Origin of the sequence: Acinetobacter sp. WA-87 (assembly GCF_039938935.1) — a bacterium.
GTDB lineage: Bacteria > Pseudomonadota > Gammaproteobacteria > Pseudomonadales > Moraxellaceae > Acinetobacter > Acinetobacter seifertii.
In genome coordinates, this window is record NZ_JBDUVF010000007.1 from 134,375 (window position 1) to 157,876 (window position 23,502).

Consider the following 23,502-nt stretch of genomic DNA (forward strand, 5'->3'; position numbering starts at 1 on the left):
CTATTTAATTTCGTTTTAAGAAATCAATAATTTGTTGGCATGCTGTACCATCACCATAAGGATTATAAGCATCAGCCATAGCATTATATAATGATGTGTCTTCTAACAACTCAGATACAGCCGTTTCAATAGTATTAACGTCCGTTCCTACCAAACGGACTGTGCCCGCTTCCACTGCTTCAGGACGCTCAGTAGTATCACGCATTACCAATACTGGCTTACCCAAAGAAGGCGCTTCTTCCTGAATCCCACCAGAATCAGTTAAAATCAGATAACTACGATTCATCAAATATACAAATGGTAAATAGTCTTGCGGATCAATTAAGAAAATATTATCAATCCCTGACAACAGCTCATTTACTGGCTTTTGTACATTTGGATTTAAATGCACAGGGTATACAATTTGAATATCACTGTATCTTTTCGCAAGGTTTGCTAAAGCAGCACAAATATTTAAAAAACCTTGTCCAAAGTTTTCACGTCTGTGGCCTGTAACTAAAACTAACTTTTTACTCTTATCTAGAAAATTGAATTTCTGTTCAAATTTATCAATTAATTTTTGATTTTTTTCAACTTTATCTTTTACCTGCAGTAGTGCATCGATAACAGTATTGCCTGTTACGATAATTGTTTCAGGTTTAACATTTTCTTTGATTAAATTCTGGTAAGAAGAATCTGTAGGAGCAAAGTGATAATTTGCCAAAACACCTGTAAGTTTTCGGTTTGCCTCTTCTGGCCAAGGCGAATAAAGATCGCCCGTTCTCAAACCAGCTTCAACATGTCCAATTTTAATTTTATGATAGTAACCGGCTAATGAAGCAGCAAAAGTCGTCGCAGTATCACCATGAACCAAAATAATATCTGGTATCCACTGTTCAAATACTTGCTCTAAACCTTTTAACACACCCGAAGTAACATCAGACAAAGTCTGACCTGGTTTCATCAAGTTCAAATCAAAATCTGGTTTCAGATCAAATAATTCCAAAACCTGATCCAACATTTGGCGATGCTGACCAGTTACACAAACCTTTGTTTCAAATTCTTGAGTATTCTGTTGTAATTTCAAGGCTAAAGGCGCCATTTTTATTGCTTCTGGTCTTGTTCCAAATACCAATAAAACTTTCTTCACCTGTAATAATTCCTTATAAACGTATCGATGATTCTTCTTGATCTAATACATACTTCAAGTCATAAAGTACATGATCGGTCTTACCTAATGCATGAAACTCTTGCGCAGTCATAGTTTTAAACTGATCATGAGCGACTGCTATCACGACAGCATCATACACACCTTGCTTTAGCTCTTTAACTGGCGCTAAACCGTATTCGTGTTGGACTTCTGTATCATCTACCCATGGATCATATATATCTAAATCTAAATCGTATTCTTTTAATGCTTTAATAAAATCGACAATTTTTGTATTACGAATATCTGGACAGTTCTCTTTAAAGCTAAGACCCATGACTAAAATACGGGCTCCTACTACTTGAATACGCTGTTTCACCATCTCTTTAATAAGCTGAGTTGCTACATACTCACCCATTCTGTCATTTAGGCGACGTGCTGCTAAAATAATTTCTGGATGTAAGCCGATAGATTGTGCTTTATGGGTTAAATAATACGGGTCTACACCAATACAGTGCCCACCTACTAACCCTGGTCGAAATGGTAAAAAGTTCCATTTAGTTCCAGCAGCCTTTAAAACATCTTCTGTATCAATGCCCAACTTGTTAAAAATAAGAGCAAGTTCATTTATAAGAGCAATATTGACATCACGTTGTGTGTTTTCAATTACCTTGGCTGCTTCGGCTACTTTAATATTTGGCGCTTTATGAGTTCCTGCCTCAATGATGAGATTATATACCTCATCGACATAATCAGCAATTTCAGGTGTAGATCCTGAAGTAATTTTTAAAATATTAGTTACACGGTGCAACTTATCACCAGGATTTATACGCTCTGGACTATAGCCTGCAAAAAAGTCTTGATTAAACTTTAGTCCTGACACTTTTTCTAAAACAGGGATACAAACTTCTTCTGTAGCACCAGGGTATACTGTCGACTCATAAACAACGATATCACCTTTTTTTAATACTTGTCCTATACTGGTAGAAGCTTTTATTAAAGGGGTTAAATCAGGTTGTTTAAAGTCATCAATTGGTGTCGGAACTGTGACTATAAAAAAATTACAATCATTAAGATCATCTAGATTAGTTGTATAACTTAAATGAAGTGCTTGCTTTAATTCTTCACTAGCAACTTCTAAGGTATGGTCTATTCCACTATCAAGCTCATCAATACGTTTTTGATAAATATCAAAGCCTACAACCGGAACTTTTTTCCCAAACTCAACTGCCAGGGGTAAGCCAACATAGCCTAACCCAATAATTGCTATTTTTAACTTGGCAATTTGCATATAAAACGAGCCTTTTTCCTTAGAGTTTATATCTAATAAATCATGCTTTTGGCACTTACAACGCAAAGTACTATATCAGATTTTAAGTTATACCCGAACATCAATTGTATAAATGTGTTTACAATACCGATACGGCATATTTATTAATTGAATTTAACTAATACGTTTTTGATATTCCGATTAAATGAGTTTTGCCTAAAAGTACGTCTAGATAAACTAAAACATACAAAGCTCTACGATTTTTCAGTGTCTTTTGTTCTTTTTTGAGCTAGAATCGGCTCATCCTGCGTTTAATAGACACTTGTTACTATGCAGTGGACAATATCAATTAAAGATAAATACACAAAGGGTTGCGTGTGAAGTATTGCCAGTTTTTTTCTGTTCTTGCCTTAAGTTTAAGTGCTGCCAGTTGTGCAGTTACTTCCGGTTTACAAACTTACGATATTCCAAATGAAGGTGTGTATAAAACAGATCTCGGAACCACAGTAAATGTGGTTAAAATTACTCAAGAAACATTACCAGCAATTCAACCCGCTCAAATTGACTATAATCGTAACTACTCTGCATTATTTAAAAATCAACAGCCTATTTATCGTTTAAGTCCAGGCGATGTTCTATCTATTCAGCTTTGGGCCTATCCTGAAATCACACCACCAATTAGTAATATTAGTAACCAAGAGTCTATTCAGGCAAATGGCTATCCTATTGATCAAAGTGGATATATACAGTTCCCCCTAGTCGGTCGTTATAAAGCAGCTGGAAAAACCTTAGCTCAAGTTAACCGTGAGTTACATAGCCAACTTGCACGTTTCTTAAAAAATCCGGATGTAGTGGTACGCGTAGTATCATATGAAGGACAACGCTTTTCAGTACAAGGTAGTGTAACTAAAGGCGGTCAATTTTTCTTAAGTGATCAACCTGTAAGTGTCTATACTGCTCTTGGTATGGCTGGTGGTGTCACCAACTTGGGCGATAACACGTATATTCAACTTATCCGAAACGGTATAACTTATAATTTAAATACAATTGAATTAGAAAAAGCAGGTTATTCGTTACACAAACTACTGGTTCAACCGAACGATACGATTTATGTCAGCACTCGTGAAAACCAAAAAATTTATATCATGGGTGAAGCTGGTAAAAATCAAGCATTACCTATGCGTGACCAAGGCATGACCCTAAGCGATGCTTTGGGAGAAAGTGAGGGCCTAAACCCATTATCAGCCAGTGCTGGTCGTATTTATGTTTTGCGTACCAACCCAAATGATCGCTCAACAGAACTGTACCATTTAAATCTGATGAGTCTTGGTGACTTTGGTTTAGCGAATCAATTTAAGTTACGTAGTAATGATATTATCTATGTTGATGCTACAGGCTTAACTCGCTGGCAACGTGTCGTCAACCAGATTATTCCGTTCTCAAGTGCTTTATATAACGTAGACCGTTTGGGAAAATAAACTAATGCAATTTAAAAATATTTTGGTAGTTTGTATTGGAAATATCTGCCGTAGTCCTATGGCAGAATATTTATTAAAACAGCAATATCCTCTATTAAATATTGAATCTGCAGGTATCTCAGGTCTTACTGGTCATCAAGCCGATGAAAAAGCCTTACTCTGCATGCAACGTTTAGGCATTGATATGCAACCACATATAGCACGTAAGCTAAATGCGGAGCATATTAAGAAAGCCGATCTTATTTTAGTTATGAGTCAAAACCAGCAAAAGCATATTGAGCAAACATGGCCTTTTGCCAAAGGCAAAACTTTCCGCTTAGGTCATTGGCAAAACAGAAATGTGCCTGATCCATACCGCCATGATCAAGCTGTGTTTGATGATACTTGTCAACTCATTCAAAAATGCGTGGCTGACTGGACACCTTATATTTAACATTTAGATATTTAAGCTTATGAACCAAAATACTAATACCGAAGATACAATTGACTTAAAAGAATTGTTTTTTTCACTCATTGCACAGTGGAAACTAATCGCCCTTTGCATTATTTTAAGCCTTGTATGTGCCTTATTATATTTACGTGCAACACCGGATACTTATTCAGTTGATGCATTGGTTCAGGTAGAAGATAGTAAAGGAGCTTCTGCTGCTTTACTAGGCGATTTATCTAATATGATTGAGCAAAAGTCGCCAGCTCAAGCAGAAATTGAAATTTTAAAATCTCGATTAGTTTTAGGCTCAGTTACAAAAAATCTAAATTTAGATGTACAAGTTTCTAGTACTGAAAATACTTTTACTCATCGCTTATTAAGTAATACTGAATATAAAACTGAATATAATGAAAAATCAGTTGTATTCAAAGATGGTGAAAAAAGTTTTGAAATCCGTCAATTCGTAGTACCTGCTTATTATTTAGATAAAAATTTACACCTGAATTTTGATAAACAATCTTTACGCTTAACAGATCCAGCAACTGAAGAAGTTATATTAACTCTTCCTCTAAATCGTATAAATCAAGTGACTGGACCACATGGTATATGGAAAGTTTCGATTTTCACCAAAGATCAATTTGATACAACTTATAATATAAGTAAACAGTCTTTACCAGCCGCAGTTAATGCGATTAGTTCAAATTATTCGGTTGCCGAACGTGGTAAATTAACTGGTATTCTGGGTTTAAATTATCAAGGTCAAGATCAGGAACATATTACTAAAGTTTTAAATGCGATTTTGGCTACTTACAGCGCGCAAAATATTGAACGCCGCTCAGCTGAAACTGCTCAAACATTAAAATTTTTAGATGAACAACTTCCAACTCTAAAGAAACAGCTTGATGATGCGGAGCGTCAATTTAACAAATTCCGTCAACAATATAATACAGTTGATGTGACTAAAGAGTCTGAGCTTTATTTAACTCAAAGTATTACTTTAGAAACTAAAAAAGCTGAACTTCAACAAAAACAAGCTGAAATGGCAGCAAAATATACCGCCGAACACCCAGCAATGCGTGAAATTAACGGGCAACTTACAGCCGTTAATAAACAAATTGGTGAGTTAAATAGTACATTAAAACAATTACCTGATGTACAACGTCAGTACCTTCAGTTATATCGTGAAGTAGAAGTAAAAACTCAGCTCTATACAGCACTCCTAAACTCTTATCAGCAACTACGAATTGCAAAAGCTGGTGAGATCGGAAATGTCCGTATTGTTGACACTGCTGTTGAACCAATTAAACCAATTAAACCGCAAAAACTTCAAATTTTGATTCTTTCATTATTTTTGGGCGGCTTTATTGGTACTCTTATTGCATTACTTCGCAATATGCTTCGTACTGGTATTAAGGATTCCGGACAAATTGAAAATGAACTGGATTTACCTGTATATGCAACTGTACCACGTTCGCCAATTCAAGAAAGTCGTATCAAAATTTTAAAGAAGAAAAAGAATATTCCTATTCTTGCTGTTAAAAATAGTGATGATATTGCAATTGAAAGCTTACGCAGTATTCGTACAGCCATTCACTTCGCATTAACCAATGCAAAAAACAATATTATTATGATTGCAGGTCCTTCACCAGAAGTAGGTAAATCATTTATTTCGACCAACCTTGCAACTATTTTCGCACAAGGCGACAAACGAGTACTCTTAATTGATGCCGATATGCGCCGTGGTTATATGCATAAATACTTCGATGTCGATGTAAAACCTGGTCTTTCTGAACTGTTAAGCGGACAAGTTGATTTATCACAAGTATTACATAAAACCCAAGTTGCGAATCTTGATGTGATTACTCGTGGTAAGAGTCCTACAAATCCTTCAGAGATTTTAGGTTCTAAACAATTTAAAGAATTACTTGAACAGCTACAAAGTCAATATGACCACATTATTATTGATACTCCACCAGTACTTGCAGTAACTGATGGTATTATTATTTCACAATATACTGGCGTGAACTTAATTGTTGCTCGCTATGCCAAGTCACAAATGAAAGAGCTTGAATTAACACTAAACCGTTTCGAACAAGCTGGTGTCAAAGTCAACGGCTTTATTCTTAATGATATTCAACGTGCTAGTGCAGGTTATGGCTATGGTTATAATTACGCCTATACCTATAAAGCACAAAAAGAAGACTAAGTTTCAAGTTTTCATAAAACCGGATCAAGTGTGATCCGGTTTTTTTTATTTAATTTTTTAAGTTTCACCAAATTAAAACTAACTAAAATATATAAAAAAACCACTCGTTTTTTTTGTTAAACATTCTATGCTTAAGTCGAAGCATGCTAAGATCGAAGCAGACTTTTAGACTCAAATGATTATTTTTTGGAACCTTTTATGAGTAAAGCCTTACCCATTGCTGTCGCTGTAGTTTTAGGCGGTGCTGCACTTGTACCTGTATATTATGCAACTCAACATCCGACCACAGAAGTTGGACGTAAAGCAGACAAAAATGCTTCTCCAATTCAAAAAATCAGTTATGTGCTTGGGTATGAAGTTGCGCAACAAACTCCTCCAGAACTGGATACAAAGGCATTTGTTCAAGGGATCCATGATGCACGTAGTAAACAGCCAAGTGCTTATACTCAAGAAGATTTAAAAGCAGCTGTTGCAGCTTATGAAAAAGAGTTACAACAAAAAATGCAGCACCCAGATAAACCAGCGCAAGCAGGCACATCTGCTGAATCTGCCGATGCACAATTCCTTGCTGAAAACAAAACAAAAGCTGGGGTAAAAACTACTGCATCAGGTTTGCAATATATCATTACTAAAGAAGGTACTGGTAAGCAGCCAACAGCACAGTCTGTTGTTAAAGTTCATTATGAAGGTCGTTTAATTAACGGTCAGGTTTTTGATAGTTCTTATAAACGTGGTCAACCTATTGAGTTCCCTCTTAATCAGGTGATTCCAGGATGGACTGAAGGTCTTCAACTTATGAAAGAAGGCGGAAAAGCGACTTTCTTTATTCCATCAAACCTTGCATATGGTCCACAAGAAGTTCCAGGGATCCCAGCAAACAGTACACTGATTTTTGATGTAGAACTCATTTCAGTGAAATAATAACAATCCAGGAGAGTAATTATACTCTCCTGTTTTTTTGGAAAATGGCATGAAAAAAATTAGTTTGGTTATTGCAGCTTCAACAATGAGCTTATCTGTTCTTGCTGCCACGCCGATAACAAATAAAAGCCCAGCAAAAGATCAGTTTAGCTATAGTTATGGCTATTTAATGGGACGTAATAATACTGATGCATTAACAGATTTAAATCTTGATATCTTTTATCAAGGTCTTCAAGAAGGTGCTCAGAACAAGTCAGCACGCCTCACTGATGAAGAAATGGCGAAAGCGATTAATGAGTATAAAAAAACTTTAGAAGCTAAACAGCTCGTTGAATTCCAAAAGCAAGGACAACAAAATGCTCAAACTGGGGCTGCTTTTCTTGCAGAAAATGCTAAGAAATCTGGTGTAATTACAACTAAATCAGGTTTGCAATATCAAGTATTAAAAGAAGGTTCTGGTAAAACACCTAAAGCGACTTCTCGTGTAAAAGTGAACTATGAAGGCCGCTTACTCGACGGAACTGTATTTGATAGTTCAATTGCACGTAATCACCCTGTCGATTTCCAGTTGAATCAGGTGATTACAGGCTGGACAGAAGGCTTACAAACGATGAAAGAAGGCGGTAAAACCCGTTTCTTTATTCCAGCTAAACTTGCTTATGGTGAAGTAGGCGCTGGTGATAGTATTGGTCCAAATAATACTTTAATTTTTGATATTGAATTACTACAAGTTTTGCCAAAATAAGTTTTTTTAAGATCAAAAAAAAGCGATCATTTAAGATCGCTTTTTTATTTTAATGTTTTAAATCTCTCGGTCTAAAACCTGTAATCAGTAAGCCAATTAAGTAAGCGATTACACCTACTACGCATAGACCTGCGACCTCAGCAATACGGATCCATTGAGAAAGCTCACCGTTATACCAATTTAACCCAAACCAAAGCACTGCAATCATAGCAAGATTTGCTAAACCATATTGAAGAGCTAGTTTTTTCCAATGTGAGCCAAATCGGAAAATATTACGCTTATGTAGATAGAAGTAGAGCAAACCAGCATTTACCAAAGCTGAGCCAGAAGATGCCAATGCAAGCGCCATATGCTCAGCATGCCAATTGATCAGTTTAAAGAATCCAATAAATACAACGTTTAAAATGGCATTTGCGGCAACTGACATTAAACCTACACGTACTGGTGTTTTAGTATCTTGCTGCGCATAGAAGCCTGGTGCAAACACCTTAATGAGCATAAAAGAAATTACGCCAGCACTCATACATTGTAATGCGAGTGCTGTCATTTGAGTATCACGTAGGTCAAATTCGCCACGTTGGAATAAAGCTTGAATAATCGGTGTAGAAAGCATAAATAAGGCGATACTTGCTGGCAAACCAACCAACACAATAACTCTTGCTGCCCAGTCGATCATGCCGCGGAACTTTTCCTGATCTTGCTCAGCATGACGTGCTGAAAGCGAAGGTAAAATCACTGTACCAATGGCAACACCGATTAAACCTAAAGGTAGCTCAGTCATACGCTCTGCACTGTAGAGCCAGGATACCGAACCGTCTTGCATGAAAGAGGCCCAAATCGTATTTAACAATAGGTTAATCTGAGTCACAGACACACCAAATAATGCTGGAAGCATTAATTTTAAAATACGCTCTACACCCTCGTGTTTAAAATCAACTTTGGGTGGAATCAGTAAGTTTTTACGCCATAATTCAGGAATTTGTATGGCTAACTGTAAAATACCTGCTGCGACAACAGACCATCCTAATGCTTTAATAGGCTCAGCCATATATGGGGTAAGCCACCATGCACCTGCAATCATTGCGACATTGAGCAAAACAGGCGAAAAGGCTGGGGAAGCAAAAGAACCATAACTGTTTAAGATACTGCTGGCAAAAGCAGTCAGTGACATAAACATTAAATATGGAATAGTCAGACGGAACATGCTGACGGCTAAATCGAATTTTTCAGGGTCATTATGGAAACCCGGCGCATACATATAGATGATTGCTGGTGCCAAAACCATAGCCACGAAAGTGAGTAAAGTCATGACCATAAGCAAACAACCAAATACCCGACTAATCAGGATTTGAACTTCAGCATGTAATCGGCCTGTTTTATATTCGGTTAGTACCGGAATAAAAGCTTGCGAGAAAGCTCCTTCTGCAAATAACCTTCGAAAGAAATTGGGAATACGAAAAGCAACGACAAAGGTATCGAAATCTTTACCCGCACCAAACACATTGAGCAATACGACATCTCGTACTAAACCCAATACCCGTGACAACATCGTCATCGCACTGACAATAAAAGTCGATCGCCACAATGCCATCGTACTCACCTACAGCTATATATTCGAAAGTCGCTATTGTAATGAAACTAGAAAATCTTTTCGTTGTGAAATGATGAATGAACTCAAGTTTTTTTCTGTGCTAACAGTTGTCTAAAGTGCTGCCATTTAAAATAAGGTCCCGGATCGGTTTTTCGGCCCGGTGCAATATCTGAATGTCCTGCAATATGGTTTTTAATTTCTGGATAAGCTTGACGAATAGCGGCAACCACATCAGTTAGTACACTGTACTGTACTTCTTCAAAAGGCAAGTCATCACTTCCTTCAAGTTCAATACCAATTGAATAATCATTGCACTCAACTTTAGCTAAATAACTCGAACGCCCTGCATGCCATGCCCGATCATTAAAGTTAACAAACTGTAGGACTTCCCCGCTACGTAAAATCAGCAAATGCGTAGAAACCTGCATTCCCTCAATAGTCTGAAAATAAGGATGAACTGACCAATCTAACTTATTTTGGAAAAACTGCTCAATATACCCACCTCCAAATTGAGATGGCGGCAAGCTAATATTATGAACCACAATCATTTGAATTTCGGTCCCAGTCGGACGCTGGTTAAAATTTGGAGAAGGAACTTGTCTCGCCCCTTTTAATTGTCCATCTATAACTTCATACGGTATGATTTGCTTCATTGAAATGCCAATAAATTGCTTGCCAATTGTTTTAGTTTAAAACAGTTATGTGCTTTTCAAAGTAGTCAGCACGATTGTTTATCGCGATTAAACGAATAAAACAGCTTATTTTTAAGGTCGACGGTGCTAATATATCGCAAGTTTTAGGGTCATCGACAAAATGGAAACCGTATGAGCATACCTCAGTCTTTGCTTGAACAGTCAATTCAAATCAATATTCAACAAGCATTACAAGAAGATATTGGGGACGGTGACATTACCGCTATGCTCACGCCTGAAGATGAGCAGGCAACCGCGACCATTATTAGCCGTGAAGATATGGTTTTAGCTGGCCAACCTTGGGTAAATGCACTCATCTCAGCTTACGACAACACTGTACAGGTGACTTGGTTAAAACAAGAAGGTGACCGTGTTGCTGCAAATGAAGCCTTTTTAAAGCTTGCTGGTTCTGCACGTAGCTTACTTACTGTAGAGCGCCCTGCTTTAAACTTTATTCAAACTTTATCTGCTGTTGCTACAAAAACTGCTGAATATGTTCAGCATCTTGAAGGTTTAAATACAAAACTTCTCGATACACGCAAAACTTTACCGGGTTTACGTATTGCACAAAAATATGCGGTTGCTATTGGCGGCGGACAAAACCATCGTCTTGGTTTATTTGATGCATTCTTAATTAAAGAAAACCATATTATGGCAGCTGGTGGTATTGCTCAAGCAATTGCAAAAGCACACCAAATTGCACCAGGCAAACCAGTTGAAGTCGAAGTTGAAACTTGGGATGAGCTCAACCAAGCACTTGAAGCAGGTGCGGATATTGTCATGCTCGACAATTTTAGCCAACAACAAATGATTGATGCCGTAAAACATGTGGCTGGACGTTGTAAACTCGAAGCTTCGGGCAATATCACTATTGAAAACTTACGCGAAGTAGCGACGACTGGTGTCGACTATATTTCTATGGGCGTATTGACTAAAGACGTCAAAGCCGTTGATTTATCAATGCGTTTTAATGCTTAAATAAAATCCACATCGTTATTGGTTTGTTTCTGCGACTTAGTCATGTCTGCCGCTTGTGTTTTTTGCCATGCTGACTGAGTCGCTTGTGCCCCGTTATCTCGTGGGTCGGCAGCCATTAAAACAAATGTAACTACTGCTAATAATACAATAAAACCTTGTAGCATAAATTTTCCCCATCACTTTTAAAAAATTAGAGTTCCAAGGTAAAAGATAAATATGACCAAGCTTGGGAGATTCTGTTACAAAAGGTAAGTCTTTATTTTTATTATTCATCTATACGAAAGCATCTTCCCACATAATATTTTATATCAATACCCTAATCCCTTTATTTACTATCGTGACAGGTGACATGGATGTCACCGTTTCTCTGTGTTACAGGGAAGTAACATCAGAGAAACAGAGGTTTTTGTCACTTTTGACCTTTCAAAAGTGAGGAAAGCCTATACAACATCTATTTGAATTACATGTGATATGAGGCTGTGCTTTTTGATTAAAGTCATCTGAATCAACTTTAGATAATAATCCCAATTCAGGCTATATAACTTAAGATTCTAAATAACCCATATATGGGTCAGAAATCGAATCTTCTTGAGTTTCTATACGTCCTGCAAAACGACGACTAAACGTTGCATCATCCGCTAATGTCACCGTAAAATCATACCAACCACCAAATTCAGACATATCCCAAACTAATTCTTTTTCAGAACTATTCGTCTCGATAGTCCATGTCTTACTTGGAAGATAAGCATTTGCTTTGACTGTGAGTTTGACTGACTTATTGCCGTCGTGACGAACTTTTAAATACAAATTCGCATCACACTCTTCCACACAGACTCTAATTTCCGGTAATGCTTGAGTTTGATTGATTTGGCTCAAATTACCTTTAAACGCGCGATGGAAACCATTTGGACCAAGTACCCATAAATCGTACTGTCCATTTATAGTATTCCACACATCATCAAGCTGTTTACCCGCTTCAACCATATAACGGCGTGGAATTGACGTTAGGTCCAATCGGTTATACACATGGAAAACGGCTGCTTGTTTGCCTGTATTTGAGAACATCAGCTTTACAGTCTTTTGTGCTACATCAACTTTGGCACTGGTGTGCAAAATATAAGGCAAAGCACGTGATGGTCTAATTCCCATTTCCTGCTGAGGAAATTGCTGCTGGCTCGGTACAGGAACTTGTGGCAATAAAGCTTGAGCAACACGAATCGCATCGGCTTCGGCTTTGGTTTTCTTACCATCTAGTTCAGCAACAGGCAAAAGGTTCGGTGTTTTAAAATTAAATGCTGTCGTTAAATCACCACATACGGCGCGGCGGTATGGGCTAATATTCGGCTCTTGTACACCAAAGCGTTTTTCTAAAAACTGTAAAATAGAAGTATGGTCAAAGACTTGAGAGTTTACCCAGCCACCACGGCTCCACGGTGAAATCACATACATAGGAACACGCACACCCGGCCCATACACTCGACCATCTGGCTTAGGTTGAGATTTTGAAGTCGCTACCGCCGGATGGTTAAAGTACTCATAAGATACTTGCTGATCGGTTAAAGTTGTTTTTCCATATACAACGCCATTTATATCTTTAGATGGTGCACTCGGTGAAGGAACATGGTCGAAGAAACCGTCATTTTCATCGAAGTTCACCAATAAAACCGTTTGACTCCACAACTCAGCATTTTCAGTTAAAGCATTTAATACTTCTTGCATATACCAAGCACCCTGTACAGGACTTGATGGTCCCGGATGCTCACTGTAGGTCGCTGGAGCAACTAACCAACTCACTTGCGGTAATTTACCTTGAGCAATATCAGCTTTGAAAGTTCCTAAGAAACCACCATCCGGCATGGTATTGGCAATACCTTTATAAAGTGGCTGTGTTGCATCGATTTTTTCATCGTATGCTGGGCATGTTGGGGTATCATTACTGACAGGTTGACCAGATTGCTCGTTAGCACGGCGATATTGCTTGAAACCAGCTAAAGGGTTATCGGTAAAGTTATCTGGCATGTTTTGATAAACTTTCCATGTCACGCCAGCCTGCTGTAAACGCTCAGGATACGTCGTCCATTCATAACCTTCTGTTGATGATCCAATCCCATCAAATTCGTTGACCACACTGGCTACACCTGCACCTGTAGGACCATTCGTTCCAGTCCAGATAAACTTACGGTTCGGGTTAGTCCCTGCATGCATAGCGCAGTGATAGGCATCACAAATGGTAAAAGCGTTAGCTAAAGCAAACTGATATTCAACTTCTTGCTTTTTATAGTAGCCCATTGACTGCGGTTTCTTATAAGCCACCCAGTCGCTCATACGACCATTGTCCCAAGCAGCTTGGCCATCAGACCAAGAGTGGGGAGTTCCTGAAACACGCTGAGCATTTCCTAAACGACTATCTAAATGGTAAGGCAATACTTTATTTTTCTTGGCGTCGTATTGCTCCCAAACTTTGCGGCTTTCTGTCATTGGAATGGTAAAGCGGTCACCAAAACCACGCACACCTTTTAATGTTCCGAAATAATTATCAAACGAGCGGTTTTCCTGAGTCAAAATCACGATATGTTTAACATCTTGAATAGTTCCACTTTCAACTTTGGCATCAATAGCCAGCGCTTTTTGAATACTTAACGGGAAACTTGCCAGAGCAGCGGTCCCAAACATAGTTTTTGTAGAATTTAAAAGAAATTCGCGACGATTCATTTTTTCATCCTTAATTTTTATTATGGTGCACAGTGCATTTTGCAATTGCTAGTTGGCGGTGTTGTTGGCGATGAATTATCTGAGTTGTTGTCATCGTTACAAGCACTGAGCATAAGCGCTAAAGATGTAATAAATAAAAGTGAAATTTTTCGCATCATTTTTTTCCAAACGGTTTAAATGCGAACTACTAATAAAGCGTAAAAGTGACAAGCAAGTGATGTTTTTATGTCGATTTGATGAAGGCATAAAAAAACGCATCCGAAGATGCGTTTTTTAGATAACTTGAAATTACCAGCCTAAAGCTTCTTGTTGCTTTTTAATCAGCTCGGCAATTCCTTTTTCTGCCATTTCTAACATGGCATTGCTTTGTGCACGAGTAAACGGTTTATCTTCGGCTGTACCTTGGATTTCAATAAACTCGCCCGCTTGTGTCATTACTACGTTTAAGTCAGTTTGACAGTTCGAATCTTCCTCATAGCAAAGATCAAGAAGCACTTCATCTTGATACATACCTACAGAAATTGCAGCAACTAAACCTTTAAGCGGATCATGCTTAATTTTTTTCTGTGCAAGTAAAACATTCATCGCATCAACCAATGCTACAGCAGCACCAGTGATTGAAGCTGTACGTGTACCGCCATCTGCCTGAATTACATCGCAGTCGATGGTAATGGTATTTTCACCAAGCTTTTTCAAATCAACCATAGCACGTAAGCTACGGCCAATAAGACGTTGGATTTCTTGAGTACGACCAGTTTGTTTACCACGAGCAGCCTCACGGTCACAACGTGAATGTGTTGAACGCGGTAACATACCATACTCTGCTGTTACCCAGCCTTGGCCTTGGCCTTTTAAAAAGCGTGGCACTGAGTTATCAATGCTTGCAGTACAAAGGACTTTGGTGTGACCAAATTCGACCAGCACAGAACCTTCAGCATAACGGGTGTAGTTTCGTGTAATTTTCACTTCACGTAATTGGTCTAATGCACGTTGGTCAATACGCATAATCCTTCCTAACTTCTCTTAGATACAAACTTGGGCATAGTATAGCAAAGGATTTTGACAGGTTGAGTTTATTCCCTACTTTGAAATGTAAGTCTACAAGTTTCATAACTCAAAAATAAAAATAGCCCCTAAAAAGGAGCTATTTTGGATTAACTGAGATTACGCAAATTTGAATTTTGCTTTTAACTTTTCTAATGTCTGCATCACTTTTCCAGTGGTGTGGTTTGGTAATGAACATTTTGCTAAACGTACCCATACACTCAAGAACTGACGCATAAAGTTCGCTTCGTTGTAGTGAATACCATATTCTGTGCAAAGCGCCTTAATTTTCGGTGCCACTTCTTTATAGCGGTTGGCAGGCATATCTGGGAATAAGTGGTGTTCAATTTGATGACTTAAGTTACCACTCAGAAAATGAAGCCATTCTGTCCCACTAAAATTACTCGAACCACGAATCTGGCGTAAATACCACTCTGCCTTAGTTTCAGTGTCGGTATTATCCGGCTCAAACGTTTCTGCATCTTCAGTAAAATGACCATTAAAGATCACGGCAGATGACCACAAGTTACGAATAATATTGGCAACTACATTTCCTGCAAAAACTGGTAAAAACATAGGACCAGAGATCACAGGGAAAAACACATAGTCTTTTAAAACTTGGCGTGTGGCTTTTTTACGCACTTTAGCCGAATCTTTCCAAACCTGTTTCCAGCTCTTGGTTTTATAAACTAATGCATCCTCAAGATGTAAGTTTTGTACACCTACATACCATTCAAAGAAAAACATTAACTGTAGGCCGAGTGGAATATTAAACAGGTGACGAGGTTCCCACTTTTGTTGGTCACTTACTCGTAAAAGACCATAACCCACATCATGGTCTTTACCTACAATATTGGTATAGGTATGGTGCACATAGTTATGTGTTTCACGCCAGTCATCACCCGAGGCAATGGTATCCCAATCGTAAGTATTACCGTTCAGGCTTGGTTCATTTAACCAATCAAACTGACCATGCATAACGTTATGACCAAGTTCCATGTTTTCTACAATTTTAGAAATGCCTAATAAGCCAGTTCCCAATAACCAGACAGGTGGAATCCAGCCACCAAACATCAACATGCCACGCGATGCGATTTCGGTATAGCGAACAAAATTACGCACTTTGTAGATATATTTTGCGTCTTGTTCACCAAGACTTTGCATCACTTCTTGACGAATCTGTTCAACACGACGACCAAACTCTTCAGTCTGTTCAGGTGTTAAATGAGCAGATTTAGAAACGGTAGAAAATTCTAATGCCATATTCATAGGGTTAATCCTCTTTAATTCTTTTTATAGATCAATCGTGACTGGGCTTAATGCTTGGCTCACGCATAGTTTAATTGGACGGTTCGGTTGATCTTCAATTTCACCTGTTAACAGGTTTTGAGTCACTCCGCTTACTTTGGTACAACTGCATTTATTGCAGACACCCATACGGCAACCATGTTGCGGACGTAGTCCTGCTTGCTCCGCACTGCTCAGTAAATTTGTTTCAGCTAAAAACTCGTGTTGGGCACGGCGGAAAATAACAGGCTGTGCGGCATGAGTTCCCGTCACTTGAAGTGGTTGGAAATATTCTTGGTGAAGCTGAGACTGAGCACCTTTTTGGGCATAAATTTCATTCGCCTGTTGCATCATGCCGTGGTGTCCACACACATAGGTCGCAGTCTGCGCAAAGTCAGGAACAAGCTTTTGTAGCAGGCTTTCGGTTAAATGCTGCTTTTGCTCGGTGGTATTAAAAAAATGATACTGAAACTGTGGGTACTGCTCTGCCAAAGCTTTTAATTCAGCATGAAAAATTTCCGCACGATTAAAATAAATCACATGAATTTGTTCAAGCTGCTGCTTCAAAGCTTGCTGCAAAAGTGAATAAATTGCAGTAATGCCACTTCCTGACGCGATTAAAATCGCAGGTTGTTGACTTTGATGCAAAGTAAAATCACCTTGTGGCTGTGAAATCTCAACACACTCACCCACATGTAACAGTTGAGCTGCACGAGACACCAAGCCTTGTACTTTAATACCTAAAGCAATTTCACCTTGAGTGGTTACTTCAATAATTGAATAATTACGCTGTTGATAAACGCCATCGATAAGTAACGTCAGTAAAATACTTTGGCCCGCACAAACCTGATCGAAATTAAAATTACGATTCGGTTTAAGCTTGATCAGCACCATATCGGTATGAAGTGGCTGAACTGCGGTAACTTCTGCAAGTACCCTTTTCCAAGCCCAAGACACATTAATTTTTTGCAAAACAAAATCAACGAAATCTTCTCGAACCCAATGTGGTTGATAGTTAAGTGTTGCGTTCATACGTTCCTCTTTTGTTTCTGGCTATTTATTTGAGTGAACACATGTTCGTATAGTGAACATATGTACACTATATTTATAAGTGTTCACTCAGTCAACACTTGTTCACTATTTTTTTTATGAAAGTTTGCTCTTTTTTGTTAGACTTTGGCTCACGGTTTAAATAGGTTCTTTTAATGTCGATACGGGATGAACGAAAACAGCAAAGTCGTCAGGCACTTCTCGATGCAGCCTTGCATTTAAGTACGTCTGGGCGTTCGTTCAGTAGTATCAGTTTGCGTGAAGTTGCACGTGAAGTTGGTTTGGTCCCAACAGCGTTTTATCGCCATTTTCAAGACATGGATGAACTCGGTAAGGAGCTAGTCGATCAAGTCGCGCTGCATTTAAAAAGCGTTTTGCATCAACTTGGACAAAGTTATTTACAACATAAATCCGCTAAAACCCAAACCAGCATTGAGCTATTTGTGCAGGCAGTGAATCATAGCCCTAAGCAATGGCAATTTATGATTGCTGAACGTTGGGGAGGTTCCGAAACGGTTCGTGCAGCGATTGCTCGAGAAATCGAATTTCTGATTGAAGACCTAACAACAGATCTAACTAAACTCGAAAATTTTAAACATATTCAAAACCCTCAAGACTTAAATGTCTTATCTACTATTTTGACCAACATGTCATTTACATGGGCAATGACGTGGCTCAACCTCGCCAAACAATATCAAGGTGAGCAGCTCAAACAACAACAAATTGCCTTTATTGAAAATGCGTCTACACAAGTTCGCTTACTGTTTAGAGGCATTGCCAACTGGGAACGGTAAAACTGGCAAATGACAAAAAACAGGTTATGTGTTAATACGTAAAGAGTGAAAGAAAAAGGCGAAAATTTCGAGAAAAGTCTTTTTCTTTTTACAGGAAGTAAACTATTCGTTAGGCCAAACTGGTGCGGGAATACCTATGAATCTTGATCGTCATACACAGTTTTTGCTGCGCAAAGAAAAGATTCTGAGCGTTGCAGAAAAATTGTTACTAGAAAACAATCAGGAAATTACTCTAGATGAATTAGTGGCCGAGCTAGATATTGCAAAAGGTACGCTTTATAAGCACTTTAGAAGTAAAAATGAACTTCTGCTTGAACTCATTATTCAAAATGAAAAACAAATTTTAGAAATTTCTCAAAAATATAATACTGATTTCAAAGAGTATGCTCCGCGTTACATGCTGCATCATTTGCTCACACCGGGCAAAACGATTCTATTGCATCAACTTGAAGAAAATCTGACCATGACAGAGTCTAAGTTGAAACATCTCTTTGAAGAGCTTTATGAAATTCGTCAGCAACGTATTTTAGCGATTAAAGATATTACCGAAAGTTATTTAAAATCATTAAATTATGATATGTCGATTCGTGACTATTTATCATATATCTGGTCACTGACTTATGGCGCATCACTGCTTCTAAACTCAACGTATTATCAGCGTTCAATTGGTTCTCGCCAAAAACTCATTAATTTATATATTAATCAGGCATTGTCGTTGCCAACACAAACTACCAATTTTGATGCACTAAATTTCCAAATCGAAGATGAAAATCATCAAAATTAATTGAATTATTTCGTGATTATGAAAGCAATTGAATATTAAAAACGGGCTCCTAATGGAGCCCTTTTTCTAACGCAATCAAAATTATTTTGCTTTACGTTCTTTCTCAATTAAGTAGTTAAGTACTTGGGTCACTTTACCATCTTCACCCTGTACCACATATTTACCATTTACCACTACAGCAGGAACACCAGTTAATTGGTACTGTTGAGCAAGTTTATTTGACTCAGCAACTTTTGCAGTTACGGCAAATGAGTTGTAAGTACTGTTAAATTTCTCTTCAGGTACCCCATAACGCGTGAAGAATTTAGCCGCAGAAGCCTGATCAAAAATCTGCTGACCATTCACCTGAATGGCATGGAATAATGGTAAATGTGTGCGCTTACGAACACCTAATGCCTCAGATGTATAATAAGTACGTGCCCCTTGTTCCCATACTTTGTTCATAGCAGCTGGTGTACGTACAAAACGTACATCATTAGGAATTTGTTTTAACCACGTTTGCATATGTGGTTCAAGTTTAAAACAGTGCGGACAACCATACCAAAAGAACTCACGTACTTCGATTTTCCCCGGTACTTCCACTTTGCCTGGATTGGCAATCACGGTGTAGTCTTTACCAGCAACGAAATCTGCTGCCATTGCACTACCCGATACGGCCATAATTGCTGCACTCAAACCACCCAAAACCAATTTTTTCATTGCTACAGCTTTTCCTCTAAGTTGTTATGCATTAGCTTATGCTCTAAATATAAAACAAATATGCTAAATTCGTTTTGCTTCTGTGAAGTTTTTTATTGGGTTTATCGCTTTTTTCCCAATAATCGCTACACTAACGGCGAACTACATCCAAAAAGATAACTCAAGTTTAGAGGTAGCACCATGTCGCAATTGAATGTTGATTTACAAGAAATCGCAAAGTTTGAAGCACTTGCTGCCAAATGGTGGGATCAACATTCTGAATTTCGCCCACTTCATCAAATTAACCCATTACGTTTAAATTGGATTGACGAACGTGTTGGTGGCCTTGCAGGCAAAAAAGTACTTGATGTTGGCTGCGGTGGAGGTATTTTAGCTGAAAGCATGGCTCGCCGTGGTGCAGATGTACTCGGTATTGATATGGGTGAAGCACCTTTAGCTGTAGGTCGTTTGCATGCTCAGCAAGACAATGTTCAAAATATTGAATATCGCCAAATTCCAGTTGAAGAATTGGCTCAAGAGCAAGCAGGTCAATATGATGTGGTCACTTGCATGGAAATGATGGAACACGTTCCTGATCCAGCATCTATTGTTAAAGCATGTCAGGCTTTAGTGAAGCCAGGTGGTCATGTGTTTTTCTCGACCATTAACCGTAACCCAAAGTCATATTTATTTGCGATTATTGGTGCTGAATATGTATTACGCATGCTTCCAAAGGGCACGCATGATTATCACAAGTTTATTCGCCCTTCAGAAATGGCACATGACATTCGTAATGCAGGCTTAACCTTAAAAGAAATGACAGGCTTGCACTACAACCCGCTTACCAAGCATTACTGGTTAGCGCCAAATGTTGATGTTAACTATATGGTTCATACAGTAAATACAGGTGCATGATGAAAGCTGTTTTATTTGATTTAGACGGCACTCTCATCGATACCGCTGCCGACTTTATTCGCATTATTCAACAAATGTGTCGTGATGCTAGATGCCCTGTAGTTGATGCAGACCTCATCCGTACTCAGGTTTCTGAGGGCGCACGAGCGATGGTCAAATTGGTTTATCCAGAACTGGATGTAGCCAATCCAATTTTCTTGGCGCATCGACAAAACTTTTTAGATATTTATGGCAATAATATTGTCGTCGATACAGACCTGTTTGAAGGCATGTATCCGCTTTTAGAAGAGTTAGAAGCTCAGCAAATTCCGTGGGGTATTGTGACCAATAAACCACGTGGTTTAAGTGAGTCATTGTTAGAAAAATTAAATCTGACTGAACGCTGTGCAGTTCTAGTGTGTCCAGAAGACGTTTCTAAAACCAAGCCAGACCCTGAACCAATGTATTTGGCTGCAAAGCAGTTAAATATACCAGCAAATGAAATTATTTATGTGGGTGATCATCCACGTGATATTGATGCTGGTCGCAATGCCGATATGTATACGATCTTGGCAGCATACGGTTATTTACCTATCGAGCATCGTGATGATTTAGCCGCTTGGCAAGCCGATTCGATTGTAAATACGGTGACAGAATTACACGAGATGTTACGTCAAAAGCTTCCTGCTCTACAGGAAAATCAGCGTATGATAGGTTAACACAAGAGTTTTACAGGCTTTTTTAACAGTTATTTATATCAATATAAAAAGAAGGAGGTTTACCAATGAAATATTCAGAATATCAACCTCGTCCAGATCTTCTCAAAGATCGAATTATTTTAATCACCGGTGCAGGTGATGGAATTGGGCGAGCTGCGGCCCTCAGTTATGCTTTACACGGCGCAACTGTGGTTTTGCATGGTAGAACCTTAAATAAACTTGAAGTAATTTATGATGAAATTGAAGGTTTAGGCGCTCCTCAGCCTGCAATTTTACCATTACAACTTTCGAGTGCTTCTGATCGTGATTATGACTTTTTAGTAAATACTCTCGAAAAGCAATTTGGACGTCTAGACGGTATTTTGCACAATGCCGGCATTTTAGGTGATCGAGTAGAACTGGCACATTATCCAACAGAAGTATGGGATGATGTGATGTCAGTCAATTTACGTGCGCCTTTTGCTCTTACTCAAGCCCTACTCCCGCTTTTACAAAAATCAGATAACGCTTCTGTGGTATTTACCAGCTCTGGCGTAGGCCGCGAAGCACGTGCACTCTGGGGCGCGTATTCAGTGTCTAAAGTTGCGATTGAAGCTGTAAGTAAAATTTTTGCAGCTGAGCATACCTATCCAAATATCCGCTTTAACTGCATTAACCCTGGTGCAACACGCACTGCAATGCGTGCAAAAGCCTATCCTGAAGAAGATCCAAAAACATTATTGACACCTGAGTCGATTATGCCGGCTTATCTTTATTTAATGGGTGAAGATAGTTTGGCGCTCAATGGACAAAGTATTGATGCTCAGGATTAAATAATTACGGATGAACAGCTAAAATACATTACAGCCGATCATCACATCTGGCTTGGCTATACCTGAAAAGATATATACAAGCCTTTTTTATTATTGATAAAAACTCTGGATCTATCCGTAATTTTAATTGAAGCATTAAATGATCTTCACAGTTTCTCTGCATTTTACGCGTAGAGTATTCACCATGAGAGACATCAGATGTAAACGAGGATGCATCATGAAAAAGTTGTTCACTACCTTAACTCTTTGCATAACCGTACTGACTACTAGTATGGCAAGCTTTGCTGATCCTCCATTTGACCGAGGACATGGCCAGAAAGGGCCTAAAGGTGGGCCTCGTGGTGAATGGAATGATCGTGGGCACAAATATGACCGTGACGATGATGAAGATCGTTTTCGCGATGAGCGCCGTATGCGTGAAGAACGTGGTTTTGAGCGTCTAAAACAACATCGCTGGCAGCCAGGTTATGTCATGCCACAGCATTATCGCGGCAATGGCTATAAGGTCGACTATAGAGACAGTAACTTGCCTAAACCAGACCGTAACCAGCAATGGTATAAAATTAACAATGACTATATTTTAGTCGACACAGACTCTAACAGTATTGTTAGCATTCGTGGTTTATAAAACTGATAGCTCCTCACTCATCAGTTAGTAAAAAAGGATAAAGCCCATCGGTTTTATCTTTTTTTATTTTATATATCAATTAGATAATAAAAATTCATATATTCTAAATTTCTTCTTATTTCATAGAAATTTTTCACATTTATCGTTCTTAGTCTTCACGATTTATCTTTAATTATTCACTAATCTTCAATTATCGAAATTTAATTGATCATTCGAGGTTCATGATGAAAAAACTAACAACAGCAATTGTTCTTTCAATGAGTGGTTTAATCGCAACAACAGCAATGGCTGCTCCAAATGACCATGATCGTCATGGTAATTACCCAAACCATGAAGTAAAAACAGTTAAAGTGATTAAAAAAGACGACCATCGCAATGACTGGCGAGCAGGTCAAGTTGTACCCCGTGAATATCAGCACCCACGTTATGCAGTTGACTACCGCTCACACCAGAAACTAACCAAACCAGGGCGTTTTCAAAAATGGTATAAAGTGAATGGTAACTATGTACTGGTAAATGAACAAAGCCATAAAATCATTAAAGTGATTCGTTAATATAATAAAATATCAGACACCCAAATCTAATTTGGGTGTTTTTATATCTAAAACATGCGACTTTAAGCTTTTTTGTTTAGAATCATCTTTATATCTTTTTGCTGTTGAT

General features: G+C 38.4%; 23 protein-coding genes. 13 read left to right on the top strand and 10 right to left on the bottom strand.

What is annotated here, in order from left to right; translation table 11 throughout:
* Nucleotides 1-4: 4 nt before the first annotated feature.
* Together wecB and tviB are read right to left on the bottom strand one after the other, a co-directional pair.
* Complete coding sequence (wecB, locus tag ABFY81_RS17125) at nucleotides 5-1,129, bottom strand: UDP-N-acetylglucosamine 2-epimerase (non-hydrolyzing) (RefSeq protein ID WP_134263435.1); 1,125 nt, start codon at nucleotides 1,127-1,129, stop codon at nucleotides 5-7.
* 13 nt (nucleotides 1,130-1,142) lie between these two features.
* A complete protein-coding gene (gene tviB / locus ABFY81_RS17130; RefSeq protein WP_068934974.1) occupies nucleotides 1,143-2,417 on the bottom strand; it encodes a Vi polysaccharide biosynthesis UDP-N-acetylglucosamine C-6 dehydrogenase TviB in 1,275 nt (424 codons plus the stop codon).
* 356 nt (nucleotides 2,418-2,773) lie between these two features.
* Here tviB and ABFY81_RS17135 point away from each other — a divergent pair, with 356 nt between their 5' ends.
* From ABFY81_RS17135 to ABFY81_RS17155, 5 genes are all read left to right on the top strand, one after another.
* Entirely contained in the window at nucleotides 2,774-3,874 is a 1,101-nt protein-coding gene (locus ABFY81_RS17135; protein ID WP_347914241.1) for a polysaccharide biosynthesis/export family protein, read from the top strand.
* A 4-nt stretch (nucleotides 3,875-3,878) separates the two neighbouring features.
* On the top strand, nucleotides 3,879-4,307 hold the full coding sequence (locus tag ABFY81_RS17140; RefSeq protein ID WP_068934970.1) for a low molecular weight protein-tyrosine-phosphatase: 429 nt from the start codon (nucleotides 3,879-3,881) through the stop codon (nucleotides 4,305-4,307).
* Nucleotides 4,308-4,326: 19 nt separating this feature from the next.
* Nucleotides 4,327-6,510, top strand: coding sequence for a polysaccharide biosynthesis tyrosine autokinase (locus ABFY81_RS17145; RefSeq protein ID WP_347914242.1), 2,184 nt, complete (start codon nucleotides 4,327-4,329; stop codon nucleotides 6,508-6,510).
* A 198-nt stretch (nucleotides 6,511-6,708) separates the two neighbouring features.
* Nucleotides 6,709-7,431, top strand: coding sequence for an FKBP-type peptidyl-prolyl cis-trans isomerase (locus tag ABFY81_RS17150; protein WP_068934965.1), 723 nt, complete (start codon nucleotides 6,709-6,711; stop codon nucleotides 7,429-7,431).
* Nucleotides 7,432-7,480: 49 nt separating this feature from the next.
* Complete coding sequence (locus ABFY81_RS17155; protein ID WP_347914243.1) at nucleotides 7,481-8,176, top strand: FKBP-type peptidyl-prolyl cis-trans isomerase; 696 nt, start codon at nucleotides 7,481-7,483, stop codon at nucleotides 8,174-8,176.
* A 49-nt stretch (nucleotides 8,177-8,225) separates the two neighbouring features.
* Here ABFY81_RS17155 and murJ read toward each other — a convergent pair whose 3' ends face one another.
* Together murJ and ampD are read right to left on the bottom strand one after the other, a co-directional pair.
* On the bottom strand, nucleotides 8,226-9,776 hold the full coding sequence (murJ, locus tag ABFY81_RS17160; RefSeq protein WP_171063688.1) for a murein biosynthesis integral membrane protein MurJ: 1,551 nt from the start codon (nucleotides 9,774-9,776) through the stop codon (nucleotides 8,226-8,228).
* 74 nt (nucleotides 9,777-9,850) lie between these two features.
* Nucleotides 9,851-10,420, bottom strand: coding sequence for a 1,6-anhydro-N-acetylmuramyl-L-alanine amidase AmpD (gene ampD, locus ABFY81_RS17165; protein WP_347914244.1), 570 nt, complete (start codon nucleotides 10,418-10,420; stop codon nucleotides 9,851-9,853).
* Nucleotides 10,421-10,591: 171 nt separating this feature from the next.
* On the opposite strand from ampD, the gene nadC reads away from it, so the two are divergent.
* The gene (gene nadC / locus ABFY81_RS17170) at nucleotides 10,592-11,437 is read left to right on the top strand and encodes a carboxylating nicotinate-nucleotide diphosphorylase (protein ID WP_347914245.1); all 846 of its coding nucleotides are present in this window, start codon (nucleotides 10,592-10,594) and stop codon (nucleotides 11,435-11,437) included.
* On the opposite strand, the gene ABFY81_RS17175 is transcribed toward nadC, so the two are convergent.
* The 5 genes from ABFY81_RS17175 to ABFY81_RS17195 all read right to left on the bottom strand — a co-directional run bounded on the left by ABFY81_RS17175 (nucleotide 11,434) and on the right by ABFY81_RS17195 (nucleotide 17,512).
* Nucleotides 11,434-11,601 (bottom strand): hypothetical protein, encoded by a 168-nt coding sequence (locus ABFY81_RS17175; RefSeq protein ID WP_077164397.1) that lies wholly within the window; start codon nucleotides 11,599-11,601, stop codon nucleotides 11,434-11,436. The two genes, nadC and ABFY81_RS17175, sit on opposite strands and share 4 nt — an antisense overlap.
* 379 nt (nucleotides 11,602-11,980) lie before the next feature.
* A complete protein-coding gene (locus tag ABFY81_RS17180; protein WP_347914246.1) occupies nucleotides 11,981-14,149 on the bottom strand; it encodes a phospholipase C, phosphocholine-specific in 2,169 nt (722 codons plus the stop codon).
* Nucleotides 14,150-14,437: 288 nt separating this feature from the next.
* Nucleotides 14,438-15,154, bottom strand: a complete 717-nt coding sequence (gene rph / locus ABFY81_RS17185) for a ribonuclease PH (protein WP_004706096.1) — start codon at nucleotides 15,152-15,154, stop codon at nucleotides 14,438-14,440.
* A gap of 159 nt (nucleotides 15,155-15,313) precedes the next feature.
* Nucleotides 15,314-16,456, bottom strand: coding sequence for an acyl-CoA desaturase (locus ABFY81_RS17190; RefSeq protein ID WP_347914258.1), 1,143 nt, complete (start codon nucleotides 16,454-16,456; stop codon nucleotides 15,314-15,316).
* A gap of 30 nt (nucleotides 16,457-16,486) precedes the next feature.
* Nucleotides 16,487-17,512: a ferredoxin reductase gene (locus ABFY81_RS17195; protein WP_347914247.1), complete on the bottom strand. Its 1,026-nt coding sequence runs from the start codon at nucleotides 17,510-17,512 to the stop codon at nucleotides 16,487-16,489.
* 173 nt (nucleotides 17,513-17,685) lie between these two features.
* Between ABFY81_RS17195 and ABFY81_RS17200 the strand changes: the two genes are divergently transcribed.
* Together ABFY81_RS17200 and ABFY81_RS17205 are read left to right on the top strand one after the other, a co-directional pair.
* Nucleotides 17,686-18,324, top strand: coding sequence for a TetR family transcriptional regulator (locus tag ABFY81_RS17200; protein ID WP_022574311.1), 639 nt, complete (start codon nucleotides 17,686-17,688; stop codon nucleotides 18,322-18,324).
* A gap of 136 nt (nucleotides 18,325-18,460) precedes the next feature.
* Nucleotides 18,461-19,108, top strand: coding sequence for a TetR/AcrR family transcriptional regulator (locus ABFY81_RS17205; protein WP_212279825.1), 648 nt, complete (start codon nucleotides 18,461-18,463; stop codon nucleotides 19,106-19,108).
* 81 nt (nucleotides 19,109-19,189) lie between these two features.
* On the opposite strand, the gene ABFY81_RS17210 is transcribed toward ABFY81_RS17205, so the two are convergent.
* Nucleotides 19,190-19,807: a thiol:disulfide interchange protein DsbA/DsbL gene (locus ABFY81_RS17210; RefSeq protein ID WP_019457901.1), complete on the bottom strand. Its 618-nt coding sequence runs from the start codon at nucleotides 19,805-19,807 to the stop codon at nucleotides 19,190-19,192.
* 180 nt (nucleotides 19,808-19,987) lie between these two features.
* Between ABFY81_RS17210 and ubiG the strand changes: the two genes are divergently transcribed.
* The 5 genes from ubiG (at nucleotide 19,988) to ABFY81_RS17235 (ending at nucleotide 23,393) form a co-directional block, all read left to right on the top strand.
* Nucleotides 19,988-20,701, top strand: a complete 714-nt coding sequence (gene ubiG, locus ABFY81_RS17215; RefSeq protein ID WP_019457900.1) for a bifunctional 2-polyprenyl-6-hydroxyphenol methylase/3-demethylubiquinol 3-O-methyltransferase UbiG — start codon at nucleotides 19,988-19,990, stop codon at nucleotides 20,699-20,701.
* A complete protein-coding gene (locus ABFY81_RS17220) occupies nucleotides 20,698-21,399 on the top strand; it encodes an HAD-IA family hydrolase (RefSeq protein ID WP_347914248.1) in 702 nt (233 codons plus the stop codon). Before ubiG ends, ABFY81_RS17220 begins: the two co-directional genes overlap by 4 nt.
* A gap of 65 nt (nucleotides 21,400-21,464) precedes the next feature.
* The gene (locus ABFY81_RS17225; protein WP_019457898.1) at nucleotides 21,465-22,211 is read left to right on the top strand and encodes a YciK family oxidoreductase; all 747 of its coding nucleotides are present in this window, start codon (nucleotides 21,465-21,467) and stop codon (nucleotides 22,209-22,211) included.
* 217 nt (nucleotides 22,212-22,428) lie between these two features.
* Complete coding sequence (locus ABFY81_RS17230; RefSeq protein ID WP_039249236.1) at nucleotides 22,429-22,839, top strand: RcnB family protein; 411 nt, start codon at nucleotides 22,429-22,431, stop codon at nucleotides 22,837-22,839.
* A gap of 224 nt (nucleotides 22,840-23,063) precedes the next feature.
* On the top strand, nucleotides 23,064-23,393 hold the full coding sequence (locus tag ABFY81_RS17235; RefSeq protein ID WP_019457896.1) for an RcnB family protein: 330 nt from the start codon (nucleotides 23,064-23,066) through the stop codon (nucleotides 23,391-23,393).
* Nucleotides 23,394-23,502: the final 109 nt, after the last annotated feature.

Excerpts from the sequence above, each read along its gene's own strand:
- nadC (WP_347914245.1), top strand. The coding sequence starts at position 10,592 with ATGAGCATACCTCAGTCTTTGCTTGAACAGTCAATTCAAATCAATATT.
- ABFY81_RS17205 (WP_212279825.1), top strand. The coding sequence starts at position 18,461 with ATGAATCTTGATCGTCATACACAGTTTTTGCTGCGCAAAGAAAAGATT.
- ABFY81_RS17180 (WP_347914246.1), bottom strand. The coding sequence starts at position 14,149 with ATGAATCGTCGCGAATTTCTTTTAAATTCTACAAAAACTATGTTTGGG.
- ABFY81_RS17235 (WP_019457896.1), top strand. The coding sequence starts at position 23,064 with ATGAAAAAACTAACAACAGCAATTGTTCTTTCAATGAGTGGTTTAATC.
- ABFY81_RS17200 (WP_022574311.1), top strand. The coding sequence starts at position 17,686 with ATGTCGATACGGGATGAACGAAAACAGCAAAGTCGTCAGGCACTTCTC.
- ubiG (WP_019457900.1), top strand. The coding sequence starts at position 19,988 with ATGTCGCAATTGAATGTTGATTTACAAGAAATCGCAAAGTTTGAAGCA.
- ABFY81_RS17155 (WP_347914243.1), top strand. The coding sequence starts at position 7,481 with ATGAAAAAAATTAGTTTGGTTATTGCAGCTTCAACAATGAGCTTATCT.
- ABFY81_RS17225 (WP_019457898.1), top strand. The coding sequence starts at position 21,465 with ATGAAATATTCAGAATATCAACCTCGTCCAGATCTTCTCAAAGATCGA.
- ABFY81_RS17175 (WP_077164397.1), bottom strand. The coding sequence starts at position 11,601 with ATGCTACAAGGTTTTATTGTATTATTAGCAGTAGTTACATTTGTTTTA.
- ABFY81_RS17140 (WP_068934970.1), top strand. The coding sequence starts at position 3,879 with ATGCAATTTAAAAATATTTTGGTAGTTTGTATTGGAAATATCTGCCGT.
- ABFY81_RS17195 (WP_347914247.1), bottom strand. The coding sequence starts at position 17,512 with ATGAACGCAACACTTAACTATCAACCACATTGGGTTCGAGAAGATTTC.
- tviB (WP_068934974.1), bottom strand. The coding sequence starts at position 2,417 with ATGCAAATTGCCAAGTTAAAAATAGCAATTATTGGGTTAGGCTATGTT.
- rph (WP_004706096.1), bottom strand. The coding sequence starts at position 15,154 with ATGCGTATTGACCAACGTGCATTAGACCAATTACGTGAAGTGAAAATT.
- ABFY81_RS17210 (WP_019457901.1), bottom strand. The coding sequence starts at position 19,807 with ATGAAAAAATTGGTTTTGGGTGGTTTGAGTGCAGCAATTATGGCCGTA.
- ABFY81_RS17145 (WP_347914242.1), top strand. The coding sequence starts at position 4,327 with ATGAACCAAAATACTAATACCGAAGATACAATTGACTTAAAAGAATTG.
- ABFY81_RS17220 (WP_347914248.1), top strand. The coding sequence starts at position 20,698 with ATGATGAAAGCTGTTTTATTTGATTTAGACGGCACTCTCATCGATACC.
- ABFY81_RS17150 (WP_068934965.1), top strand. The coding sequence starts at position 6,709 with ATGAGTAAAGCCTTACCCATTGCTGTCGCTGTAGTTTTAGGCGGTGCT.
- ABFY81_RS17190 (WP_347914258.1), bottom strand. The coding sequence starts at position 16,456 with ATGGCATTAGAATTTTCTACCGTTTCTAAATCTGCTCATTTAACACCT.
- ABFY81_RS17230 (WP_039249236.1), top strand. The coding sequence starts at position 22,429 with ATGAAAAAGTTGTTCACTACCTTAACTCTTTGCATAACCGTACTGACT.
- ampD (WP_347914244.1), bottom strand. The coding sequence starts at position 10,420 with ATGAAGCAAATCATACCGTATGAAGTTATAGATGGACAATTAAAAGGG.